This is a genomic window from Burkholderia sp. SIMBA_062 (assembly GCF_046534765.1).
In the GTDB taxonomy this organism is placed as follows: domain Bacteria; phylum Pseudomonadota; class Gammaproteobacteria; order Burkholderiales; family Burkholderiaceae; genus Burkholderia; species Burkholderia ambifaria.
This window is the reverse complement of the sequence record NZ_JAWRYD010000001.1, coordinates 216,213-235,902: the sequence shown is the minus strand read 5'-3', so window position 1 is coordinate 235,902 and position 19,690 is coordinate 216,213. Positions and strand designations below refer to the sequence as shown.

The following is a 19,690-nucleotide window of genomic DNA, read 5'->3' as shown; positions in this document are numbered from 1 at the left end:
GATGCGCAGCGGCCTTGCGCGCGCCGGCGCGAAAAAAACCGGCCGCATCGGCGGCCGGCTGCGCGGTCATCCTGCCGGCACGCGCGCGGCGTGCGGCGTGCCGCCTACTTGCGGTCGACGATCACGCGATCGAACGTGCCGCCATCGGCGAAGTGGGTTTTCTGCGCGTTCGCCCAGTTGCCGAAAACCTGCTCGACGCTGAACGTCTTCAGCGGCTTGAACTCGGCCGCATGCTTCTTCAGCACGTTCGCGTCGCGCGGGCGCAGATGGTGCTGCGCGATGATCTCCTGCGCCTGCGGCGTGTACAGGTAGTCGAGATACGCCTGCGCGATCTTGCGCGTGCCCTTCTTGTCGACGACCTTGTCGACGACGGCGACGGGCGGCTCCGCCAGAATGCTCGCCGACGGGTACACGGCGTCGAATTCCGCCCCCGACGCGCCCGTGTCCATCAGCGCGACTTCGTTCTCGAACGTGACGAGCACGTCGCCGATGCCGCGCTGCGTGAAGGTCGTCGTCGCGCCGCGGCCGCCCGAGTCCAGCACCGGCACGTTGCGGAAGATCGCCTTCTCGAAGTCGAGCGCCTGCTGGTCGGTCGCGCCCTTCTGCTTCTGGTAGCCCCACGCGGCGAGATACGCGTAGCGGCCGTTGCCGGACGTCTTCGGGTTCGCGATGATCACCTGCACGCCCGGTTTCGCGAGATCGCTCCAGTCCCTGATCGCCTTCGGGTTGCCCTTGCGCACGAGGAACACCATCGTCGTCGAGTACGGCGAGCTGCTGTCGGGGAAGCGCGCGCGCCAGTCCTTCGGCAGTAACTGGCCCCGCTCAGCGAGCAGGTCGATATCGTTCGGCTGGTTCATCGTCACGACATCGGCCTGCAGCCCCTGCAGTACCGACAGCGCCTGCGCGCTCGACGCGCCGTGCGACTGCTTGATCGCCACGGTTTCGCCGGTCTGCTGCTTGTACGCGGCGGCGAAGCTCGTGTTGATGTCCTTGTACAGCTCGCGCGTCACGTCGTACGACACGTTCAGGATCGACGTGTCCGCATGCGCGGCCGCGGCCGCCACGACCAGCGCCGCCGCGGTGCCCGTGTGCAGCCAGCGACCGATCCCCTTGATGCTTGCCATCGTGATATGCCCCGTTTCCAGTGGTGTTGAAGGTGCGTGACGGCACGCGTGCGCGCTGTCATCGAAACGTAAGCGGGCATTCTAGCGGCCGGGCGTCGCGCGCCTTCCAATCTGTCGTGCAAAGCAAATCTCGAATTCTGCTAACCGGCGGCCGCACGCTCGCGTGCGCGCCGGATCCGATGTTAAGATCGCCGCTCAGCCCTTTTCACGGTTCATCCATGTCCGCTGCCCTGCGCTCGTCGTCGATCCTTGCCGCCATCGCGGCAGGTGCGCGCGCGGCCGGGCTGAAACTGAAAAAACGACTCCTCGACTGACGGGGACGTCGCGTCCCGTCAGGCGAATGCCGGACGGGATGCCCGCAGGTCGTTTCTTTTTCCTTGCTCGCACGCCTTGCTCCGGCACATCGCCGGCGGAACGGTTCCTTCCCACTCCGTTTCCACCCTGAGGCTTTGCATGCACACACGTTTCGAAGGTATCTGGCTGCCGCTCATCACGCCGTTTCACGACGGCGAGGTCGACCACGGCGCGCTCGCGCGGCTCGCGCGCCACTATGCGGCCGCGGGTATCGCGGGTTTCGTCGCAGGCGCGACGACCGGTGAAGGCGTGCTGCTCGACGCGCGCGAACAGGACGCCGTGTTCGCGACGCTGCGCGATGCGGTGCCCGACCTGCCGGTCGTCGTCGGGCTCACCGCGAGCGCGACGCACTTCGCGGCCGCCCGCGCACGCGAACTCGCCGCGTTGCGGCCCGACGGGCTGCTCGTCACGCCGCCCGTCTACGTTCGGCCGACGCAGGACGGCATCCGCCGCCACATCGAAGCGATCGTCGACGCGGCCGACCTGCCGGTGCTCGTCTACAACATCCCGTACCGCACCGGCGTGAACGTCGAACTGGAGACGCTGCAGGCGCTTGCGCGCGACCCACGTGTCGCGGGCATCAAGGAATGCGGCGGCACGCTCGAGCGGATGAGCCGGCTCGTGCACGACACGCCGCTCGCGATCCTTTCCGGCGACGACAACCAGAACTTCGCCGCGCTGTGCGCCGGCGCGCACGGCGCGATCGCGAGCAGCGCGCACGTGCTGCCCGAGTGGCACGTGCGCATCCATGCGCTGCTGCGCGACGGCCGGCTCGCCGACGCGCGCGAGCTGTCGGTCGCGCTGCAGCCGCTGGTCGCGGCGCTGTTCGCGGAGCCGAATCCGGCACCGGTGAAGGCTGTGCTGGCCGCGCACGGGTGGTGCGAGGACGGGTTGCGGCTGCCGTTCGTGCCGGCGAGCGACGGGTTGCGGGACAGGCTGGCCGCCATTCTCGCCACGCTCGGGGCAATCGCGCCGGGCAGCGCCGCCGCATAGGCCGCGGCGCGACGCGCGGCTCGAGCGATGGGCGAATCTTCGCCAGATTGTTTCAAACCGTCAGAACGAGAGACAGGCCGTACCGCGCAAGTTGGGCGTCGGCCGTTACGAGTTGCAGCGGTTCATGCCGAGCCTGCGCGACGAGCAAGCGATCGAACGGATCGCGATGGTGGTGCGGTAAGTCACGCAGCGCCGCCCCATGCACGGCGCGAACCGGCAGTTCGCGCACTCCGCTCGTGCTGATTGAGCCGATCAATCTGCCCACATCGATGTCGAGCTTCCCGAGGCCAGCCTTGATGGCAGCCTCCCAGATACTCGCGCTGCTGACGAAGCGTTCGTCCGCCCCCGAAATCAGTTTGCGCGCCCGCGCGCTAAGCTTCGGGTCGTTGGTCACGATCCACAGGAAGATGTGCGTATCGAGCAGCAAGCGCATCAGCGTCCCTCGAACGCGTCCAGCAGATACGCCGGCAACGGTGCGTCGAAATCATCCGCGATCCACGCCTGACCTTGGAGAACGCCGAAGCGAATGGGCAACTTCCCCGACCCGACTGGATCGACGTGAGTATCGTCAGCCGGGCTCGATACGTCGCCTTGCTGCGATGGACCGATCGCAACGCCGTTGGGCAGGTTCGCGTCTTGCATGATGACCTCCGTTTCAGGTGTCCATCACTGTAGTCCCGTTCGCCTGATCGCTCCATTCGGCCGATCGGCAGTGGAGTGCCGACGCATGCCGCGCCGGCGCGCCGGCGCGCCGGAACGCTGCGTCAAGCCGCCAGCGCGCCCACCTCTGCCTGCGTCGCGTCCCGCACCGCCTGCGTGACGATCCGCGCGAGCCGCTCGACGGTCGGGGTCGCCGACGACGTACGCCGCAGCAGCATCAGCGGCAGGCTCGGCAATTCGGGCAGCCCAAACGACGCCGCGTCGAGCACGCGCACCGACGCGGGCAACCCATAATGCGAGCGCACCGTCAGTCCGAGGCCGGCTGCCGCCGCGGCCCACAGCCCGGCCAGGCTCGGCGTCGTGAACGCGACGCGCCACGCCACGCCCGCGCGGTCGAGTGCGTCCGTCGCCGCGCCGAAGAAGCGGCACGGCCGGTCGAACACGACGAGCGGCAGCGGCTCGCCCGACGCGCGCATCACATGAAGACTCGCGTCGCCGTCGTCGGCCGCCTCCGCCGGGCCGCCGCCATCCGGCACGCCGAAGCCCGCCGCGCCGACCGCCGCGATCCACTTCATCGGCACCTGCGCGATCGCGGCGCTGTCGATGCCCGCGCGTGACACGAGCGTCGCCGACGCCGGGTCGCCCCACACCAGCGCGAGATCGAGCTGGTTCGCGTCGAGCCGCTCGAGCAGCTCGGCGTTGCGCGCGACGCGCGCCTCGATCCTCACCTTCGGATGCGCACGCGCGAAACGCCCGAGCACGTCGGGCAGGATCGCTTCGCCGAAATCCTCCTGCAGGCCGACCCGCACCCAGCCGTCGAGATTCACGCCGCGCACGGCCGCGGCCGCTTCGTCGTTCAGTTCGATCATCCGCCGCGCATAGCGCAGCATCGCGTCGCCGGCGTCGGTCAGCGCGAGCCCGCGCCCGGCCTTCATGAACAGCGGCGTGCCGGCCTGCTCCTCGAGCTTGCGGATCTGCGCGCTCACCGCCGACGACGAACGCGCGACGCGATCGGCAGCCTTCGCGAAGCTGCCGAGATCCACGCCCGCCACCAGGCTGCGCAACGCCGCGACGTCGAAGTTCGGCCGGGCCAGCGCGGCGTCGGGTGCCGCGAGCGGCGTCGCACCGTGGGCATTGTGTTGTCCGGACATGTCGATCATCCCGTTTTATCGAACGATTCATCAAAAACTTTCCGATTTTCAGGATGATTGTAGGTCGCCACACTGGCGATGTCAATTTCCCGAACGGGCTCTGTCGCCATGGATACCTCCTGCCTCGCTTCCCCGTCCTCCTCCTCGTCTTCGTCCTCGCCCGCGCACGACGCGCGCGGCCCGGCCCATCGCTGGCGCGTGCTCGCGGCCGGCGTCGCCGCGAACATGAGCTTTTCCGCCGCCGCGGCCGGCATTCCGACCACCGCCGTGTGGATGCGCTCGGCCTACCACCTCGACAACGGCGCGCTCGGCCTCGTGCTCGGCGCGCTCGGCTTCGGCGTCGCGCTGTCGGAGCTGCCATGGGGGATCGCGGCCGACCGTTTCGGCGACCGCCGCGTGTTGCTCACCGGCCTCGTCGCGACGGCCGCGATGCTGGCGCTGATGGTGATCACGATCGTCCCGAACGCACACGCCGTGCCGCCGCTCATGCGCGTCATCGCGGCGATGAGCTGCGTCGGCCTGCTGGGCGGCAGCGTGAACGGCTCGAGCGGACGCGCGGTGATGCGCTGGTTCGGCGAGCGCGAACGCGGGCTCGCAATGAGCATCCGCCAGACGGCCGTGCCGCTCGGCGGCGGCGTCGGCGCGGCGCTGCTGCCGTCGCTCGCGTCGCATGCCGGCTTCGCCGCGGTGTACGGCGCGCTGATGCTGCTGTGTGCGGGATCGGCCGCACTCACGTGGCGCTGGCTGCACGAACCGCCCGACGCGCCGGCCGACGCGCATGGCCCCGCCGCGCACCGCCCCGTCGCACGGCAGCAATCGCCGGCCGCGGCCGCGCGCAGCCCGCTCGCGAGCGCTCGCGTCTGGCGCATCGTGCTCGGCATCGGCGCGCTGTGCGCGCCGCAGTTCGCGGTGCTCACGTTCGCGACCGTGTTCCTGCACGATTTCGGCCGGCTCGGCCTCGCCGGCATCAGCGCGGCGATGGTCGCGCTGCAGGCGGGCGCGATGGTGATGCGGGTCTGGAGCGGTCGTCATACCGACCGGCACGGCAACCGGCGCGCGTATCTGCGCGGCTCGGTGTGCGTCGCGGCCGGATCGTTCGCGCTGCTCGCGGCCGCGACCGCCGGCAGCCCGCACGTGCCGCTCGCCGCGATCGTCGCGATTCTCGTGTTCGCCGGCATCTGCGTGTCGGCATGGCACGGCGTCGCGTACACCGAACTCGCGACGCTCGCGGGCGCGAACCATGCGGGCACCGCGCTCGGGATGGCGAACACGATCGTCTATCTCGGGCTGTTCGCCACGCCGCTCGCGATTCCGCCGCTGCTCGCCGTCGGTTCGTGGAGCGTGGTGTGGCTCGCCGCCGCGCTGATCGCAGGCGCGACGTATCCGCTGTTTGCACGCTAGCGGGCCGGCGCGGCGGCGTCGCGCTCGACTGAATGCAACGGCTCATGTTCACGCCAATCCATTGTCGAGAATGACTTCTCATTACGATGGAATGAGCGCGACAGGGCAATTGGACACGTCCGAACTTCGTCATCCGAACGAACCCTCGGACGCAGCGGCAATCCCGCCGACCGGCCAGCCACGGCCGCGTGTCAGACCTGCTCGCGCGCGAGCGCGCGCTGAGCAGCCGGCCGCTCGGCCTCGCGCTGGGCATGGGCAGTCCATGCCGGATGCCGCGTCATGTCGAGCCCGATCGCGACACCCCAGCGATACAGCACCAGCAGGAACGGATCGACGATCGAATGACCGCCCGGCTCGGCCCACGTGCGGCCGTCGGCGAGCACGGCTTCGATCGATGCGTTCGCGGCGTCGATCAGGCCGCGCCCGTGCGCGCTGATCGCGCCGTGCAGCGCGGCGTCGCCGATGAAGCGCCCCGGCCGCCACAGCGTGCCGTAGCCGACGCCGTGCACCCAGCCGACCAGCCAGGCGAGCCATTCGTGGCAGCGCGCCTCGCGCAGCGGATCGTCGAGCGGCAGCAGCCGCGCGTCCGGATGACGGCGCGCGAGATACGTGAGGATCGCGGGCGTTTCGGTCAGCACGCGCGGCTCGCCCGGAATCGCGAGCACGGGCACCCGCGCCTTCGGGTTGATCGCGAGATAGCGCGCGTCGAGATTCTGCCGCTCGCGCACGGACACGATCTCGACGTCGAACGGCGCGCCGGTTTCCTCGAGCGCGATGTGGGCGGCGAGCGAACACGCGCCCGGCGAAAGATAGAGACGATATGCGTTCATGATGGCGTTGCCCGGCGGGCCCGTTGAAAGACGAACCGAGTGTAGGAGCGCGTGGCCGGCCGCCACAAACGATGAATTGTCGTGCTCGGGCATTAGTGTTACTAATGCGTGATGCGACGCATCCACCTTCCCCCGCTGCAGACGCTGCGTGCGTTCGAAGCCGCCGTGCGGCTGCAGAGCTTCACGCGTGCGGCCGACGAACTCGCGCTCACGCAGGGCGCGGTCAGCCAGCACATCCGCGCGCTCGAAGCGCAGCTCGGCCATCCGCTGTTCACGCGCGAGCGCAACGGCGCCACGCCGACGCATGCCGCGCATGCGCTCGTGCTGCAGGTGCGCCAGGGCCTGAGCGTGCTCGAACGCGCGTTCGAGCCGGCGCTCGCCGTGCGCGACCGCCCGCGCGCGTGCGACGTCACGTTGAACGTGAGCGTGCTGCCGAGCGTCGCCGAGCGCTGGCTCGCGCCGCGCCTGCCGCGCTTCGCGGCCGCGCATCCGCACATCGCGATCGCGCTGCATCCGGACGCGGCGCTCGCGCCGCTGCGCAAGCGCGACCGCATCGACGTCGCGCTGCGCTACGGGCCCGGCACCTGGCCGGGGGTCGTCGCCGAGAAGCTGATGAACGAGACGGTCTTTCCGGTCGCGAGCCCCGCGTACCGCAATCGCGACGGCATCGCGCCGCGCACGCCGGCCGATCTCGTGCGCGCGACCCTGCTGCGCCACCCCGCGCAGCCGTGGGAACCGTGGTTCCAGGCCGCGCGCCTCGACCTCGTCGAATCCGCGCGCGCGCCGCGCTTCACCGATGCGAACGCGTTGATCGACGCGGCGCTGAAAGGACGCGGCGTCGCGCTCGCGCGCCGCTCGCTGATCGAACCCGAACTCGCGGCCGGCACGCTCGTGCGCGTGTCGACGGTGCGCGTGACCGACGTCTATGCGCACTACGTGGTGTGGCGCCCCGGCCATCCGCACGAAGCGGCGATCCGCACGTGGCTCGACTGGCTGCGCAGCGAAGTGCGGCGCAGGACGCCGCGGCGCTGACGCGCTCAGGCCCGCGCCGGCATCGCCACCTTGTCGAGCGTGATCGGCAGATCGCGCACGCGCACGCCCGTCGCGTGATAAACGGCGTTGGCAATCGCGGCCGGCACGCCGGTAATCCCGATCTCGCCGATGCCGCGGATGCCGCGGATGCCGAGCGGATTGAAATGCGTGTCGCTCTCGTCGACGAAGGCCACGTCGAACTCGCCGATATCCGCATTCACCGGCACGTGATATTCGGCGAGGTTCGCATTCGTGAAGCGGCCGTGCCGCACATCGAGATGCGAACCTTCCTCGAGCGCGGTGCCCAGCCCCCACACCATCCCGCCGATCAGCTGGCTGCGCGCGGTCTTCGCATTGAGCAGGCGGCCGACGCTGTACACGCCGACGATGCGCGGCACGCGGATCGTGCCGAGTTCGGCGTCGACGTGCACTTCCGCGAACACCGCGCCGAACGAATGGGATGCGTAGCGCGACTTCTCGTCGCCCGGCTTCGTCGTCGCCTGCGCGTCGATCGGACGGCCGCCCGCCCGCGCGATCACCGCGGCGGCCGGATCGCGCCGCGACGGGTCGCCGCGATGCACGAGCCAGCCGTCGTCGACCGTCACGTCGTCGGCCGCCGCGCCGTGCAGCGGCGAGCCCGGATCGGCGAGCGCCAGCGCGATCAGCTTCGCGCGCGCCTGCAGGGCGGCCTCGCGCACGGCCGGCGCGACGCTCGCCGCCGATTGCGAGCCGCCCGATACCGGCGCGCGCGGCAGGCTCGAATCGCCGAGCAAGAAACGCACGTGTTGCGGCGCGAAGCCGAGCGCGTCGGCGGCGACCTGCGTCATCACCGTGTAGGTGCCCGTACCGATGTCCTGCGTGCCCGACGCCACTTCGGCCGTGCCGTCCGGCAGGATGCGCGCCCGCGCCGCCGCCTCGCTGCGGTTCGCCGGATACGTGGCGGCCGCCATCCCGAGGCCGATCAGCGTGTCGCCGTCGCGCATCGTGCGCGGCGCGCCGGTGCGGCGCGACCAGCCGAAGCGCTGCGCGCCGACGCGGTAGCACTCGCGCAGCTCGTTGCTCGACCACGGCTTGCCGTCCTGCGGATCGACCTCGGCATAATTCGCGAGCCGCAGCGCGACCGGATCCATCCCGAGCCGCCACGCGAGTTCGTCCATCGCCGACTCGAGCGCGAACGAGCCGGACGCCTCGCCGGGCGCGCGCATGAACGTCGGCGTGCCGACGTTCAGCGCCACGATCCGGTGCGTGGTTGCCTGGTTCGGCACCGCATACATGATGCGCGACGGCATCCCGCACATCTCCGTCCAGTCCTCGAAGGTCGACGTGGTGACGATCGAGTCGTGGCACATCGCGGTCAGCGTGCCGTCGTGGCGGGCGGCCAGCACGACGCGCTGTTCGGTGAACGGGCGCCCGCCGACCGGGCCGAACATCTGCGGCCGCGTCAGCGCGAGCCGGACCGGACGACCGACCTGCTTCGCGGCCATCGCGCACAGCGACACGTGCGACCACGACGACCCCTTGCAGCCGAAGCCGCCGCCGAGGAACGGTGAAATCACGCGAACCTGTTCCGGTGCGATGCCGAAGACCGCGGCCACCGCGGTGCTCGCGCCCGACACACCCTGCGTCGCATCATGCAGCGTGAGCGTCGGCCCGTCCCAGTGCGCCATGGTCGCGTGCGGCTCGATCGGGTTGTGATGCTGCATCGGCGTCGTGTAGGTCGCGTCGACGTGCACCGCGCCTTCGCGCAGGCCCGCCTCGACGTCGCCGCGCTGCGTATCCATCGGGCGCCCCTGCTGCTTGGGCGGCACGCGCGCGGCGCCCTTCTCGCGCGCGAAATCGAGCGCGGCATCGCTCGCGCGATAGCGCACGTGCACCGCATTCGCGGCGTCGGTCGCGTGCTCGAGCGTGTCGGCGACGACGACCGCGACGGGCTCGTTGCTGTAGCGCACCGCGTCGTCCTGCAGCAGCGTGAGCCTGCGCCCGGCGGGCGGCGACAGCGGCGGGCGGCCGCCGTTCGGCAGCCGCATCGCATTCTCGTGCGTCATCACGAGCAGCACGCCCGGCATCGCGCGGGCGTGCGCCGTGTCGATCGACGCGATGCGTCCGGATGCAATCGTGCTGGTCACGAGCACCGCATGCGCGAGCCGCGCATCGGCAAACTCGGCCGCGTAACGCGCGCCGCCCGTCACCTTGAGTTCGCCGTCGACCCGGTCGAGCGGCTGTCCCGTCACCGTGTTCATGCGGCACCTCCCGGCGCGCCGGCGGCGATAGTCACCGCGCGCACGATCGCGCGCTGCGCGAGCGCGACCTTGAATCCGTTACCGTCGAGCGGCCGCGCATCGCGCAACTCGAGCGCGGCCGCCTCGCGCAGCGCGGCATCGGTCGGCGCGCGCCCCGCGAGATGCCGTTCCGCGGCCGTCGCGCGCAGCGGCTTGTGCGCGACGCCGCCGAGCGCGATCCGCGCCTCCGCGATGCGCGGGCCGTCCATCCGCAACGCGGCGGCCACGGCCACCAGCGCGAACGCGTAGCTCGCGCGGTCGCGCACCTTCAGATAGTGCGCATGGTCGGCGAAGCGCGGCGGCGGCAGGTCGACCGCGGTGATCAGTTCGCCGGGCTCGAGCGTCGTGTCGAGATCGGGCCGATCGCCGGGCAACCGGTGAAACGACGCGAACGGAATCTGCCGCGCGCCATGCGGGCCGCTCACCTGCACGACGGCGTCGAGCGCCGCGAGCGCGACGCTCATGTCCGACGGGTTCACCGCCACGCACTGCGGGCTCGCGCCGAGTATCGCGTGCATCCGGTTGTGGCCGCCGATCGCCGCGCAGCCGCTGCCCGGCGCGCGCTTGTTGCATTGCGCGAACGCCGGATCGTAGAAATACGGACAGCGCGTGCGCTGCATCAGGTTGCCGCCCACGGTCGCCATGTTGCGCAATTGCGCGGACGCGCCGGCGAGCAGCGCCTGCGACAGCAGCGGATAGTCGGCGCGAATGCGCGGATGGTCGGCCGCGTCGCTGTTGCGCACGAGCGCACCGATGCGCAGCCCGCCGCCGGGCAATGCATCGACCGTATCGAGGCCCGCGATGCGCGTGATGTCGATGAGCGCGACGGGCCGCGCGACGCCGCCCTTCATCAGGTCGAGCAGGTTCGTGCCGCCGCCGATGAACACCGCGCCCGGCCGCTGCGCCGCGCGCACGGCAGCGGCGACGTCGGTCGCGCGTTCGTAGGAGATCGCTTCCATTGCGGTGCCCTCCGTCGGCTAACCGTGCGCCGCGTGCGCGGCGCGCACGGCGGCGACGATGTTCTGATACGCACCGCAGCGGCACAGGTTGCCGCTCATGCGTTCGCGGATCTCGTCGTCCGACAGTTGCACTGGTCGCCGCCGCACATCGTCGGTGACGGCGCTCGCGGCCCCGGACGAGAACTCGTCGAGCAGCGCGGTCGCGGAGCAGAGCTGGCCGGACGTGCAGTAGCCGCACTGGAACGCATCGTGTTCGACGAACGCACGCTGCACGGGGCTCAATACGCCGCCGCGCGCGAGGCCCTCGACGGTCGTGATCCGCTCGCCTTCGTGCATCACCGCGAGCGTGAGGCACGCATTGATGCGCCGTCCTTCGACGAGCACCGTGCATGCGCCGCACTGCCCGCGGTCGCAGCCCTTCTTCGTGCCCGTGAGACCGGCATATTCGCGCAGCGCATCGAGCAGCGTGACGCGCGGCTCGAGCTGCAGCGTGTAGGCGCGCCCGTTGATGTCGAGATGAACCGGTTGTGCCGGTACCGGATCGCGGTGCGGGGCAGCCGAAGCGGACGCGGCGTGCGCGGGCTGTGGATGAACGTGCGATGCGGCGCTGACCGTCGCGGCGGCGGCCGCGGATTGCAGAAAACGGCGCCGTGCGGCACTCGACGGCGTATCGTGCGGCAACGGCAGCGCCGCTGAATGGACGGGCGCGGGTGCCGGCGGGCCGGCATCGCGCGCGGGTTCGGCGGAGGGGGAATCGGTTCGATCGCTGGACATGACTTCTGCTCGCTCCATGGGGTGAATGGATGCAGATGTGCCGCCCGTGCGCGGATGGCCGCGCGCGACGGCACGCGCATCGGCGCAGTTAGCAATTCCGGTGCCGCGGCCATGCGCGGGGTAGCGCCTGCGCGCGGCGCCGGCGTCGACACGGGGCGCGAGCGCGCAGCGCATCGGCCGCGCCGCCTTTCGTGACGCATGCATGGCACTACGCTGGCGCGTGGCTGGCCGTGCGCTGGCAAAGCGGCAAAAACGCCCGCTTTTCGGCGTGACCCGCGGCGCATCAACCGCCGATTGCCGATCGCATTCGCGGTGCCGAGCACGGCGCAGGCCGCGCGATCCCTCGGTCGCCGCATTCCCGACGCGTGTAAATACGTGCGGCCTGCGCGTGCGCTGGAAAATTCCGCCATGCGAGCATGCGATGCTTCGCGAAAGCATCCGGTCAGCTTCACGAAAGCCTTTCGCGATCACGCCCCGGTTGCAAACGATTCACCGAATCGTCGCATCGCATCGGCATACTGGAAATCGTTTCCCGATCCGCCTGCCAGGAGAGAAGTCATGCGTCGCGTTGCCCTCGTCGTCGTTCTGTGTGCCGCCACCTTCGTCGCCGCCTGCAGCGACGACGCGCCGCACGACGCGCATACGGCCGACGGCTCGCCACCGGCCGGGGCATCGGCCGGCGCCGCGAGCGCATTCAACAGCGGTGCAGGCGCGAGCGCCGCCGCGTCGGAAGCCGCACCGCTTGCGCCGCCCGTCGTCCACTACCCGCCCGACGATGACGACGACGCCAAGCCCGCGACGAATGCGGGCTCGTCCGGCGTCGCCGCGTCGTCGCCGCACTGATCCCGCCGTTCCTGTCCCGTCCCCGATCGCAGAACCGAGGTGAAACAACATGACGTCATCCAGCCGCCGCCGTTTCCTGCATACCGTCGCACAGTCAGCGGGCGCCGCCGTCGCGCTCAACGCGTTCCCTGAATCGATCCGCCGCGCGCTCGCGATTCCGGCCGCGCGCGGCACCGGCACGATCCGCGATGTCCAGCACATCGTCGTGTTCATGCAGGAGAACCGCTCGTTCGACCATTACTTCGGACACCTGCGCGGCGTGCGCGGCTACAACGACCGCTTCCCGATCCCGCTGCCGAACGGCAAGCCGGTGTGGTACCAGCCGTCGAAGGAAGATCCGACGAAACCGGTGCTGCCGTTCCGGCTCGACACGAAGACGACCAGCGCGCAGTGCCTCGGCGCGCTCGACCACTCGTGGGCGAAGACCCACGCGGCGATCGACGGCGGCCGCTACGACCAGTGGCCCGCGAACAAGACCGACATGACGATGGGCTATCACGTGCGCGAGGACATCCCGTTCCACTACGCGCTCGCCGATGCGTTCACCGTGTGCGACCACTACTTCTGCTCGCTGCCGGGGCCGACGCACCCGAACCGCGCGTACCTGATGACGGGGACGGTCGACCCGACCGGCAAGTTCGGCGGCCCGCTGCTCGACAACGCCGACTACGTCGACGGCGACCTGCCGCCTGCGTACCAGTTGCTGTCGTGGACGACCTTCCCCGAACGGCTGGAGGCGCACGGCGTGTCGTGGCAGATCTACCAGCAGGGGCTCACCTGGGCCGACCCGTACAACGGCAACTACGGCACGAACATCCTGCAGAACTTCACGAACTTCATCAACGCGAAGCCGGGCTCGTCGCTGTACCAGCGCGCGCAGACGGTGCGCACGCTCGACAACCTGAAGGACGACGTGATCAACGACCGGCTGCCGCAGGTTTCGTGGCTGCTGCCGCCCGCCGCGTTCTCCGAGCATCCGAAATACACGCCCGCGTACGGCGCGAACTACACGTCGCAGATCCTCGACGCGCTGACGTCGAATCCGGACGTGTGGGCGAAGACCGTGCTGTTCATCATGTACGACGAGAACGACGGCTTCTTCGACCACGTCGTGCCGCCGCAACCGCCCACCTCCGCCGCGCAGGGTGCCTCGACCGTGACGACCGACGGCGAGCTGCATACCGTCGTGAACCCGGGGCGCGGCGGCAGCTACACCGCCGACGGGCTGCCGTACGGCCTCGGGCCGCGCGTGCCGATGACCGTCGTGTCGCCGTGGTCGAAAGGCGGCTTCGTGTGCTCCCAGGTGTTCGACCACACGTCGGTGATCCGCTTCATCGGCGAGCGCTTCGGCATCGACGAGCCGAACATCACGCCGTGGCGCCGCACCGTCTGCGGCGACCTCACCGCCGCGTTCGACTTCCGCTCGTCGGATGCATCGTTCCCGTCGCTGCCCGATACGAGCCAGTACCGCTCGATCGCCGACCAGCAATGCACGTCGCAACCCGCGCCCACCGTGCCCGCGACGCCGTCGCCGATCGTCCCGCAGGAACCCGGCGTGCGGCCCGCACGCGCGCTGCCTTACGAACTGCATGTGAACGCGAGCATCTACGGCGGCAACACGCTGCGCATCGAGTTCGCGAACCGCGGCAACCAGGGTGCGCACTTCCAGGTGTACGCGGCGAACCGCACCGACGGCCCGTGGCGCTACACGGTCGGCGCGCGCCGCGTGCTGCACGCGGACTTCGACCTGACGGAGACGAACGGCGTGTATGCGTTCTCGGTGTACGGGCCGAACGGCTTCGTCCGGATGTTCGCGGGCAACGTGTCGGCCGCGACCGCGCGCCGCCGCAACCACGCGCAGCCGGAGGTGAAGGCCGGCTACGACATCGCGAACGGCAACCTGTACCTGAAGCTGCGCAACCATGGCGCGGGCCACGTCACGCTGACGCTGGCCGACAACGCGTACGGCGCGCCCGCGCGCCAGGTGACGCTGCACGGCGGCGACGTGCGCGTCGAGCAATGGGCGCTCGCATCGAGCCACCACTGGTATGACGTGACGGTGAGCGACGGCGCGAACGGCACGTTCTCGCGCCGCTTCGCGGGTCACGTCGAGAACGGCCGGTCGAGCTACTCGGATCCGGCCGCGGTGGCGCCCGTCGCCGCGTCGTAGCGGCGCCGCGACACTGCGCGGCTCCCGCTGCGCAGCGCGTGCCGGCGAGTGTCAGATCGCGTGCGCGAGCGCACGGTCGACGAGCGCGGCGTCGAAGCCGTCGTCCGCGTCGCGAAAGCGCAGCGGCGCCGCGCAATGCACCAGCGTGTCGACGAAATATTTCGCGCGCGGCCACGGCCCGAAGCCGGCCGCGGTGTTGATGTGCCCCGCGTCGCCGAGGTTCACGAATGCGCTGCCGAGCCGCTGCGCGAGCGTGCGCGCATCGGCGAGCGGCATCCACGGATCGGTCTCACTGCCGATCACGATCGACGGCACCGCGAGCCGGCGCGCGTCGAACGCTCCGGCGAACGTGAATTTCTTGGGACTGGCCGGTGCGACGAGCAGCACGCCCGCGACGTCGGCCGCCTGCGGCCATTGCGCGAGCGCATGCGCGGCCGCGAGGCAGCCGAAGCTGTGCGCGGCCAGCACGACCGGGCCGCGCTCGCGCTCGAGCAGCGCGCGCACCGACTGCGCCCAGCGCGCGAGATCGGGGGCGTCCCAGTCGGCCTGCGCGACCCGCAGCGAACGCGGAAACTGCCGCTCCAGCCAGGTCTGCCAGTGGGCGCCTTCGCTGCCGTGCAGGCCCGGAACGGTCACGAGCCGCGGCGGCCACGCCGATTTGCTGCATGCGCGCATGATTGCCCTCGCTTGCTTTGCTTGGAAACGAGGCTCGATTGTGGCGCGCCGCGCGCGGCGGCCGAACCAATATTTTGTGCTTTGCTTTTGTGGGCGACGGCCCCGCCGCGGCGCAACACGCCGCGAAACCGTAGAATGTGGGCTTCCCGCTTGCCATGCATCGGATCGACCCGCGCGCCGCCGCGCCGGTTCCGATCGACAGGAGACGCACGATGTCCGCTACGCCCGCCGGCGCGCTGCGCCCGTTCCATCTCGCCTTTCCCGTATCGAGCCTCGCCGACGCGCGCGCGTTCTACGGCGGCCTGCTCGGCTGCCCCGAGGGCCGCAGCTCGGATCACTGGGTCGACTTCGACTTTTTCGGCCACCAGCTCGTCGCGCATCTCGCGCCGGACGAAACCGGCGCGAGCGCGGTCAATCCGGTCGACGGCGACAACGTGCCCGTGCGCCATTTCGGCGTCGTGCTGTCGATGGACGAATGGCATGCGCTCGCCGATAAACTCAAGGCCGCGCACACGCGCTTCGTGATCGAGCCGCACATCCGCTTCAAGGGTGAGGTTGGCGAGCAGGCGACGATGTTCTTCCTCGATCCGTGCGGCAACGCGCTCGAATTCAAGGCGTTCGCCGACATTGGCCAGTTATTCGCGAAGTAAGCGCATGAAGATCCTGTTCTACTCGCCGCATCAGGAAGCCGGCGCATGGCGCGACGCGCTCGCGCACGCGCTGCCCCACGCGCAGCTGCGCGCGTGGCAGCCGGGCGACACGGCCGCCGCCGACTACGCGCTCGTGTGGCGCGCGCCGCGCGAGCTGTTCGCGCCGCGCGACGGCCTGCGCGCGATCTTCAATCTCGGCGCGGGCGTCGATGCGCTGCTCGCGCTCGAGCGCGCGCATCCCGGCACGCTGCCGCGCGACGTGCCGCTGGTGCGTCTCGAGGATTCGGGCATGGCGCAGCAGATGATCGAATACGTGACGCACGCGGTGCTGCGCTACCTGCGCCGCTTCGATGAATACGAAGCGCTGCAGCGCGAGCGCCGCTGGCAGGTGCTCGCGCCGCATCCGCGCGCGGGCTTCATCGTCGCGGTGCTCGGCCTCGGCGTGCTCGGTGCGCAGGTCGCGCAGGCGCTCGCCGCGCTCGGCCTGCCGGTGCGCGGCTACAGCCGCGGGCCGAAGCAGCTCGACGGTATCGACACCTTCGCGGGCGACGACGCGTTCGACGCGTGCATCGACGGCGCGAAGGTACTCGTGAACCTGCTGCCGAGCACGCGCGATACCGACGGAATCCTGTCTGCGCGCACCTTCGCCCGGCTGGCGCCGGGTGCGTACCTGGTGAACGTCGCACGCGGCGCGCATCTCGTCGAAGCCGACCTGCTCGACGCGCTCGCGAGCGGCCAGCTCGCCGCGGCGACGCTCGACGTGTTCCAGCACGAGCCGCTGCCGGCCGATCATCCGTTCTGGCACACGCCGCGCATCACGATCACGCCGCACTGTTCGGCCGAGACGCTGCGCGACGAAGCCGTCGAGCAGATCGCGGGCAAGATCCGCGCGCTCGAGCGCGGCGAGCGGGTGGGCGGCATCGTCGACTACGCGCGCGGCTACTGAATTCCGCCCTACACAAACTGGAGACAACCATGACGTTCCCCACCGCCGTCAAGATCGTCGAAGTCGGCCCGCGCGACGGGCTGCAGAACGAAAAGTCCTTCGTGCCGACCGACGTGAAGATCGCGCTCGTCGACCGGCTGTCGCGCGCCGGTTTCCGCAACATCGAGGCCGCGTCGTTCGTGTCGCCGAAATGGGTGCCGCAGATGGCCGACGGCGCCGACGTGATGGCCGGCATCGAGCGTCGGGCGGGCACGGTGTACTCGGTGCTCACGCCGAACCTGAAGGGCTTCGAGAACGCACTCGCCGCACGCGCGGACGAAGTGGTGATCTTCGGCGCGGCGAGCGAGGCGTTCTCGCAACGGAACATCAACTGCAGCATCGCGGAAAGCATCGCGCGCTTCGAGCCGGTCGCGAAGGCCGCGAAGGATGCCGGCGTGCGGCTGCGCGGCAGCGTGTCGTGCACGCTCGGCTGCCCGTACCAGGGCGAAGTGCCGGTCGCGTCGGTCGTCGACGTCGTCGAGCGCTTCGCCGCGCTCGGCTGCGACGAGATCGACATCGCCGACACGATCGGCGTCGGCACGCCGAAGCGCACGCGCGAAGTGCTGTCGGCCGTCACGCGCGTGTTTCCGCGCGAACGGCTGTCGGGCCACTTCCACGACACCTACGGCCAGGCGCTCGCGAACATCTACGCGGCGCTGTTCGAAGGGATCGAGATCTTCCACGCGTCGGTCGCCGGCCTCGGCGGCTGTCCGTACGCGAAGGGCGCGACCGGCAACGTCGCGACCGAGGACGTGCTGTACCTGATGCAGGGCCTCGGCATCGACACCGGCATCGACCTCGCGCAGGTGGTCGCCGCCGGCGACTTCATCTCGAACGCGATCGGCCGCGCGAACGTGTCGCGCGCCGGCCGCGCGCTGCTCGCCAAGGCGCAGAGCGCGACCGACGCGCCGAGCTGCGTCTGACCCCGACATTCACGGACTCTCCATGACGACACCCACTTCATTCGACGCCCTCCCCGATTCCGCGCGACGCGTCGCGCTGCTGCTGCGCGAGCGCGGCCATTCGAAAGGCATCGTGATGCTCGCCGAAACCGGCAAGACCTCCGCCGAGGCCGCGGCCGGGCTCGGCTGCTCCGTCGCGCAGATCGCGAAGTCGATCCTGTTTCGGCGCGAATCGGACGGGCTGCCGGTGCTCGTCGTCGCGAGCGGTGTAAACCGCGTCGACGAGAAGAAGGTCGCCGCTCAGGTCGGCCCGGTCGGGCGTGCGGATGCGAAGTTCGTGCGTGACCACACCGGCTATGCGATCGGCGGCGTCTGCCCGATCGGCCATCTCGTCGAACCGGTCACGTTGATCGACGCCGACCTGCTCGAGCTCGACAGCCTGTGGGCGGCCGCCGGCCATCCGCACGCGGTGTTCAACCTGTCGCCGCAGGAGCTCGTGTCGCTGACGGGCGCGCCGGTCGCCGACGTCGCGCTGAGGAACGACGCATGAGCGACGTGCCGGTGCCGATCGGCACGGTCGCCTCGCCGTGCACCGACGTATGCAGGATCGACCCGCGTACCGACTGGTGCGCGGGCTGCCTGCGCACGCGCGACGAGATCAAGGGATGGCGCGCGTCGGACGACGACGCGAGACGCGCGCTGCTCGCGCGGCTCGACGCGCGGCGGCGTCTGCTCGCCCGGAGCGGCGCATAAAAAAATGCCGTTCGGCCTGTCAGGCGAACGGCATGAGATCGGAATCCTGTGAACGTGATCAACGTCACAGCCCGCATCATACGAGCGACGCCGCGGCGTCGCATCGGGTGTTTCCCTACAACTCCTTACAGCTCTTTTCGCGGGCAATCGGCGTTCCCGGACGCGGCGCCGACAGGCGCGGCAGCCGACCCGGGCGACGAGCCGAAACTGCCCGCCGAATCGCACGAACGTTTCAGTTGCCGACGCTCGCGCGACGCGCGGGCACGATGCGCCAGCCGAGGTTCACGCCGGCCGCCGCGAGCAGGATCAGCAGCGCGCCGAGCACCTGGGTCCACGCGAGCGTCTGCCCGAACGCGACGCGATCGACGATGATCGCGACGACCGGATAGACGAACGACAGCGCGCCCGTCATCGCGACCGGCAGCTTCTGGATCGCGCCGTACAGCAGCACATACATCAGGCCCGTGTTCACGACGCCCAGCACGACGAGATCGAGCCACTGCGCGGGCGTCGCCGGCAACGTGCCGAAGTGGGCGAACGGCGCGAGCAGCACGATGCCGAGGCCGGCCTGCAGCAGCGCGAGCAGATGCGGCGGCGTGCCCTTCAGGTGCTTCGTGACGATCGACGACACCGCGTACAGGAACGCCGCGCCGAGCGACAGCGCGACGCCTTCGAGATATTCGCCGGGTACCGCGAGCACCGCCGGCTCGACCCGCACCACGCACACGAGCCCGACGAAGGCGAGCGCGAGCCACGTGATCGTCGATGCGCTGACCCGTTCGCGAAATACGATCGCGCCGAGTGCGACGAGCATGAACGGCTGCGTGTTGTAGACGGCGGTCGCCATCGAGATCGACGCTCGCGAATACGCGGCGAACAGCAGCAGCCAGTTCGCGACGATCGCGACGCTGCCGAGCGTCGCCAGCGCGAGCATGCGCGGCGAGAACAGCGCGCGGCGCAGGAAGCCGAGCGCCGCGCAGACGATCGCGAGCGTCGCCGCGCCGAACAGGCAGCGGAAGAACACGACGTTGGTGAGCGGTTGCTGCGACGACATCACGAGCCAGCCGATCGTGCCGGACATCATCATCGCGACGACCATCTCGGCGGCGCCGCGGCGGGTTTCGTTCGAGGCCATCAGGGACTCCATTCGACGAG

Annotated in this window: 20 protein-coding genes; 10 read left to right on the top strand and 10 right to left on the bottom strand. The window is 70.3% G+C overall.

The window, feature by feature from the left end; all coding sequences use genetic code 11:
* Nucleotides 1–104: 104 nt before the first annotated feature.
* Nucleotides 105–1,124, bottom strand: coding sequence for a sulfate ABC transporter substrate-binding protein (locus SB786_RS01145; protein ID WP_410725798.1), 1,020 nt, complete (start codon nucleotides 1,122–1,124; stop codon nucleotides 105–107).
* Nucleotides 1,125–1,577: 453 nt separating this feature from the next.
* On the opposite strand from SB786_RS01145, the gene dapA reads away from it, so the two are divergent.
* The gene (gene dapA / locus SB786_RS01140; protein WP_410725797.1) at nucleotides 1,578–2,471 is read left to right on the top strand and encodes a 4-hydroxy-tetrahydrodipicolinate synthase; all 894 of its coding nucleotides are present in this window, start codon (nucleotides 1,578–1,580) and stop codon (nucleotides 2,469–2,471) included.
* A gap of 52 nt (nucleotides 2,472–2,523) precedes the next feature.
* Here dapA and SB786_RS01135 read toward each other — a convergent pair whose 3' ends face one another.
* The 3 genes from SB786_RS01135 to SB786_RS01125 form a co-directional block, all read right to left on the bottom strand.
* Entirely contained in the window at nucleotides 2,524–2,904 is a 381-nt protein-coding gene (locus tag SB786_RS01135) for a type II toxin-antitoxin system VapC family toxin (RefSeq protein WP_410725796.1), read from the bottom strand.
* Nucleotides 2,904–3,113: a hypothetical protein gene (locus SB786_RS01130; RefSeq protein WP_410725795.1), complete on the bottom strand. Its 210-nt coding sequence runs from the start codon at nucleotides 3,111–3,113 to the stop codon at nucleotides 2,904–2,906. Before SB786_RS01130 ends, SB786_RS01135 begins: the two co-directional genes overlap by 1 nt.
* A 122-nt stretch (nucleotides 3,114–3,235) precedes the next feature.
* Complete coding sequence (locus SB786_RS01125) at nucleotides 3,236–4,282, bottom strand: LysR substrate-binding domain-containing protein (RefSeq protein WP_410725794.1); 1,047 nt, start codon at nucleotides 4,280–4,282, stop codon at nucleotides 3,236–3,238.
* Between the two features lie 108 nt (nucleotides 4,283–4,390).
* On the opposite strand from SB786_RS01125, the gene SB786_RS01120 reads away from it, so the two are divergent.
* Nucleotides 4,391–5,683: an MFS transporter gene (locus tag SB786_RS01120; RefSeq protein ID WP_410725793.1), complete on the top strand. Its 1,293-nt coding sequence runs from the start codon at nucleotides 4,391–4,393 to the stop codon at nucleotides 5,681–5,683.
* 191 nt (nucleotides 5,684–5,874) lie between these two features.
* Here the strand turns inward: SB786_RS01120 and SB786_RS01115 are convergent, their stop codons facing one another.
* Complete coding sequence (locus SB786_RS01115) at nucleotides 5,875–6,513, bottom strand: glutathione S-transferase family protein (protein WP_410725792.1); 639 nt, start codon at nucleotides 6,511–6,513, stop codon at nucleotides 5,875–5,877.
* Between the two features lie 111 nt (nucleotides 6,514–6,624).
* Between SB786_RS01115 and SB786_RS01110 the strand changes: the two genes are divergently transcribed.
* Nucleotides 6,625–7,545, top strand: coding sequence for a LysR substrate-binding domain-containing protein (locus SB786_RS01110; RefSeq protein WP_410725791.1), 921 nt, complete (start codon nucleotides 6,625–6,627; stop codon nucleotides 7,543–7,545).
* 5 nt (nucleotides 7,546–7,550) lie between these two features.
* On the opposite strand, the gene SB786_RS01105 is transcribed toward SB786_RS01110, so the two are convergent.
* The 3 genes from SB786_RS01105 to SB786_RS01095 are packed head-to-tail and all read right to left on the bottom strand — an operon-like array spanning nucleotide 7,551 to nucleotide 11,557.
* The gene (locus SB786_RS01105) at nucleotides 7,551–9,785 is read right to left on the bottom strand and encodes a xanthine dehydrogenase family protein molybdopterin-binding subunit (protein ID WP_410725790.1); all 2,235 of its coding nucleotides are present in this window, start codon (nucleotides 9,783–9,785) and stop codon (nucleotides 7,551–7,553) included.
* The gene (locus SB786_RS01100; protein WP_410725789.1) at nucleotides 9,782–10,783 is read right to left on the bottom strand and encodes an FAD binding domain-containing protein; all 1,002 of its coding nucleotides are present in this window, start codon (nucleotides 10,781–10,783) and stop codon (nucleotides 9,782–9,784) included. The genes SB786_RS01105 and SB786_RS01100 overlap by 4 nt, the downstream gene beginning before the upstream one ends.
* A gap of 18 nt (nucleotides 10,784–10,801) precedes the next feature.
* Nucleotides 10,802–11,557, bottom strand: coding sequence for a (2Fe-2S)-binding protein (locus SB786_RS01095; RefSeq protein WP_410725788.1), 756 nt, complete (start codon nucleotides 11,555–11,557; stop codon nucleotides 10,802–10,804).
* Nucleotides 11,558–12,115: 558 nt separating this feature from the next.
* Here SB786_RS01095 and SB786_RS01090 point away from each other — a divergent pair.
* On the top strand, nucleotides 12,116–12,400 hold the full coding sequence (locus tag SB786_RS01090) for a hypothetical protein (RefSeq protein WP_410725787.1): 285 nt from the start codon (nucleotides 12,116–12,118) through the stop codon (nucleotides 12,398–12,400).
* Between the two features lie 49 nt (nucleotides 12,401–12,449).
* Nucleotides 12,450–14,570, top strand: coding sequence for a phosphocholine-specific phospholipase C (locus SB786_RS01085; protein WP_410725786.1), 2,121 nt, complete (start codon nucleotides 12,450–12,452; stop codon nucleotides 14,568–14,570).
* Between the two features lie 51 nt (nucleotides 14,571–14,621).
* Here the strand turns inward: SB786_RS01085 and SB786_RS01080 are convergent, their stop codons facing one another.
* Nucleotides 14,622–15,245: an RBBP9/YdeN family alpha/beta hydrolase gene (locus SB786_RS01080; protein ID WP_410725785.1), complete on the bottom strand. Its 624-nt coding sequence runs from the start codon at nucleotides 15,243–15,245 to the stop codon at nucleotides 14,622–14,624.
* 212 nt (nucleotides 15,246–15,457) lie between these two features.
* On the opposite strand from SB786_RS01080, the gene SB786_RS01075 reads away from it, so the two are divergent.
* From SB786_RS01075 to SB786_RS01055, 5 genes are read left to right on the top strand one after another with little or no spacing between them, the layout of a single operon-like run.
* Nucleotides 15,458–15,895 carry a VOC family protein gene (locus tag SB786_RS01075; RefSeq protein WP_006762228.1) on the top strand — a complete coding sequence of 146 codons (438 nt, stop codon included), beginning with the start codon at nucleotides 15,458–15,460 and terminating at the stop codon, nucleotides 15,893–15,895.
* A gap of 4 nt (nucleotides 15,896–15,899) precedes the next feature.
* Entirely contained in the window at nucleotides 15,900–16,841 is a 942-nt protein-coding gene (locus tag SB786_RS01070) for a 2-hydroxyacid dehydrogenase (protein WP_410725784.1), read from the top strand.
* Between the two features lie 29 nt (nucleotides 16,842–16,870).
* Nucleotides 16,871–17,803 carry a hydroxymethylglutaryl-CoA lyase gene (locus tag SB786_RS01065; RefSeq protein ID WP_410725783.1) on the top strand — a complete coding sequence of 311 codons (933 nt, stop codon included), beginning with the start codon at nucleotides 16,871–16,873 and terminating at the stop codon, nucleotides 17,801–17,803.
* A gap of 22 nt (nucleotides 17,804–17,825) precedes the next feature.
* Nucleotides 17,826–18,332, top strand: a complete 507-nt coding sequence (locus SB786_RS01060) for a YbaK/EbsC family protein (protein ID WP_006762225.1) — start codon at nucleotides 17,826–17,828, stop codon at nucleotides 18,330–18,332.
* Complete coding sequence (locus SB786_RS01055; RefSeq protein ID WP_410725782.1) at nucleotides 18,329–18,535, top strand: DUF1289 domain-containing protein; 207 nt, start codon at nucleotides 18,329–18,331, stop codon at nucleotides 18,533–18,535. The genes SB786_RS01060 and SB786_RS01055 overlap by 4 nt, the downstream gene beginning before the upstream one ends.
* A 232-nt stretch (nucleotides 18,536–18,767) precedes the next feature.
* On the opposite strand, the gene SB786_RS01050 is transcribed toward SB786_RS01055, so the two are convergent.
* Entirely contained in the window at nucleotides 18,768–19,670 is a 903-nt protein-coding gene (locus SB786_RS01050) for a DMT family transporter (protein WP_410725781.1), read from the bottom strand.
* Between the last annotated feature and the right edge of the window lie 20 nt (nucleotides 19,671–19,690).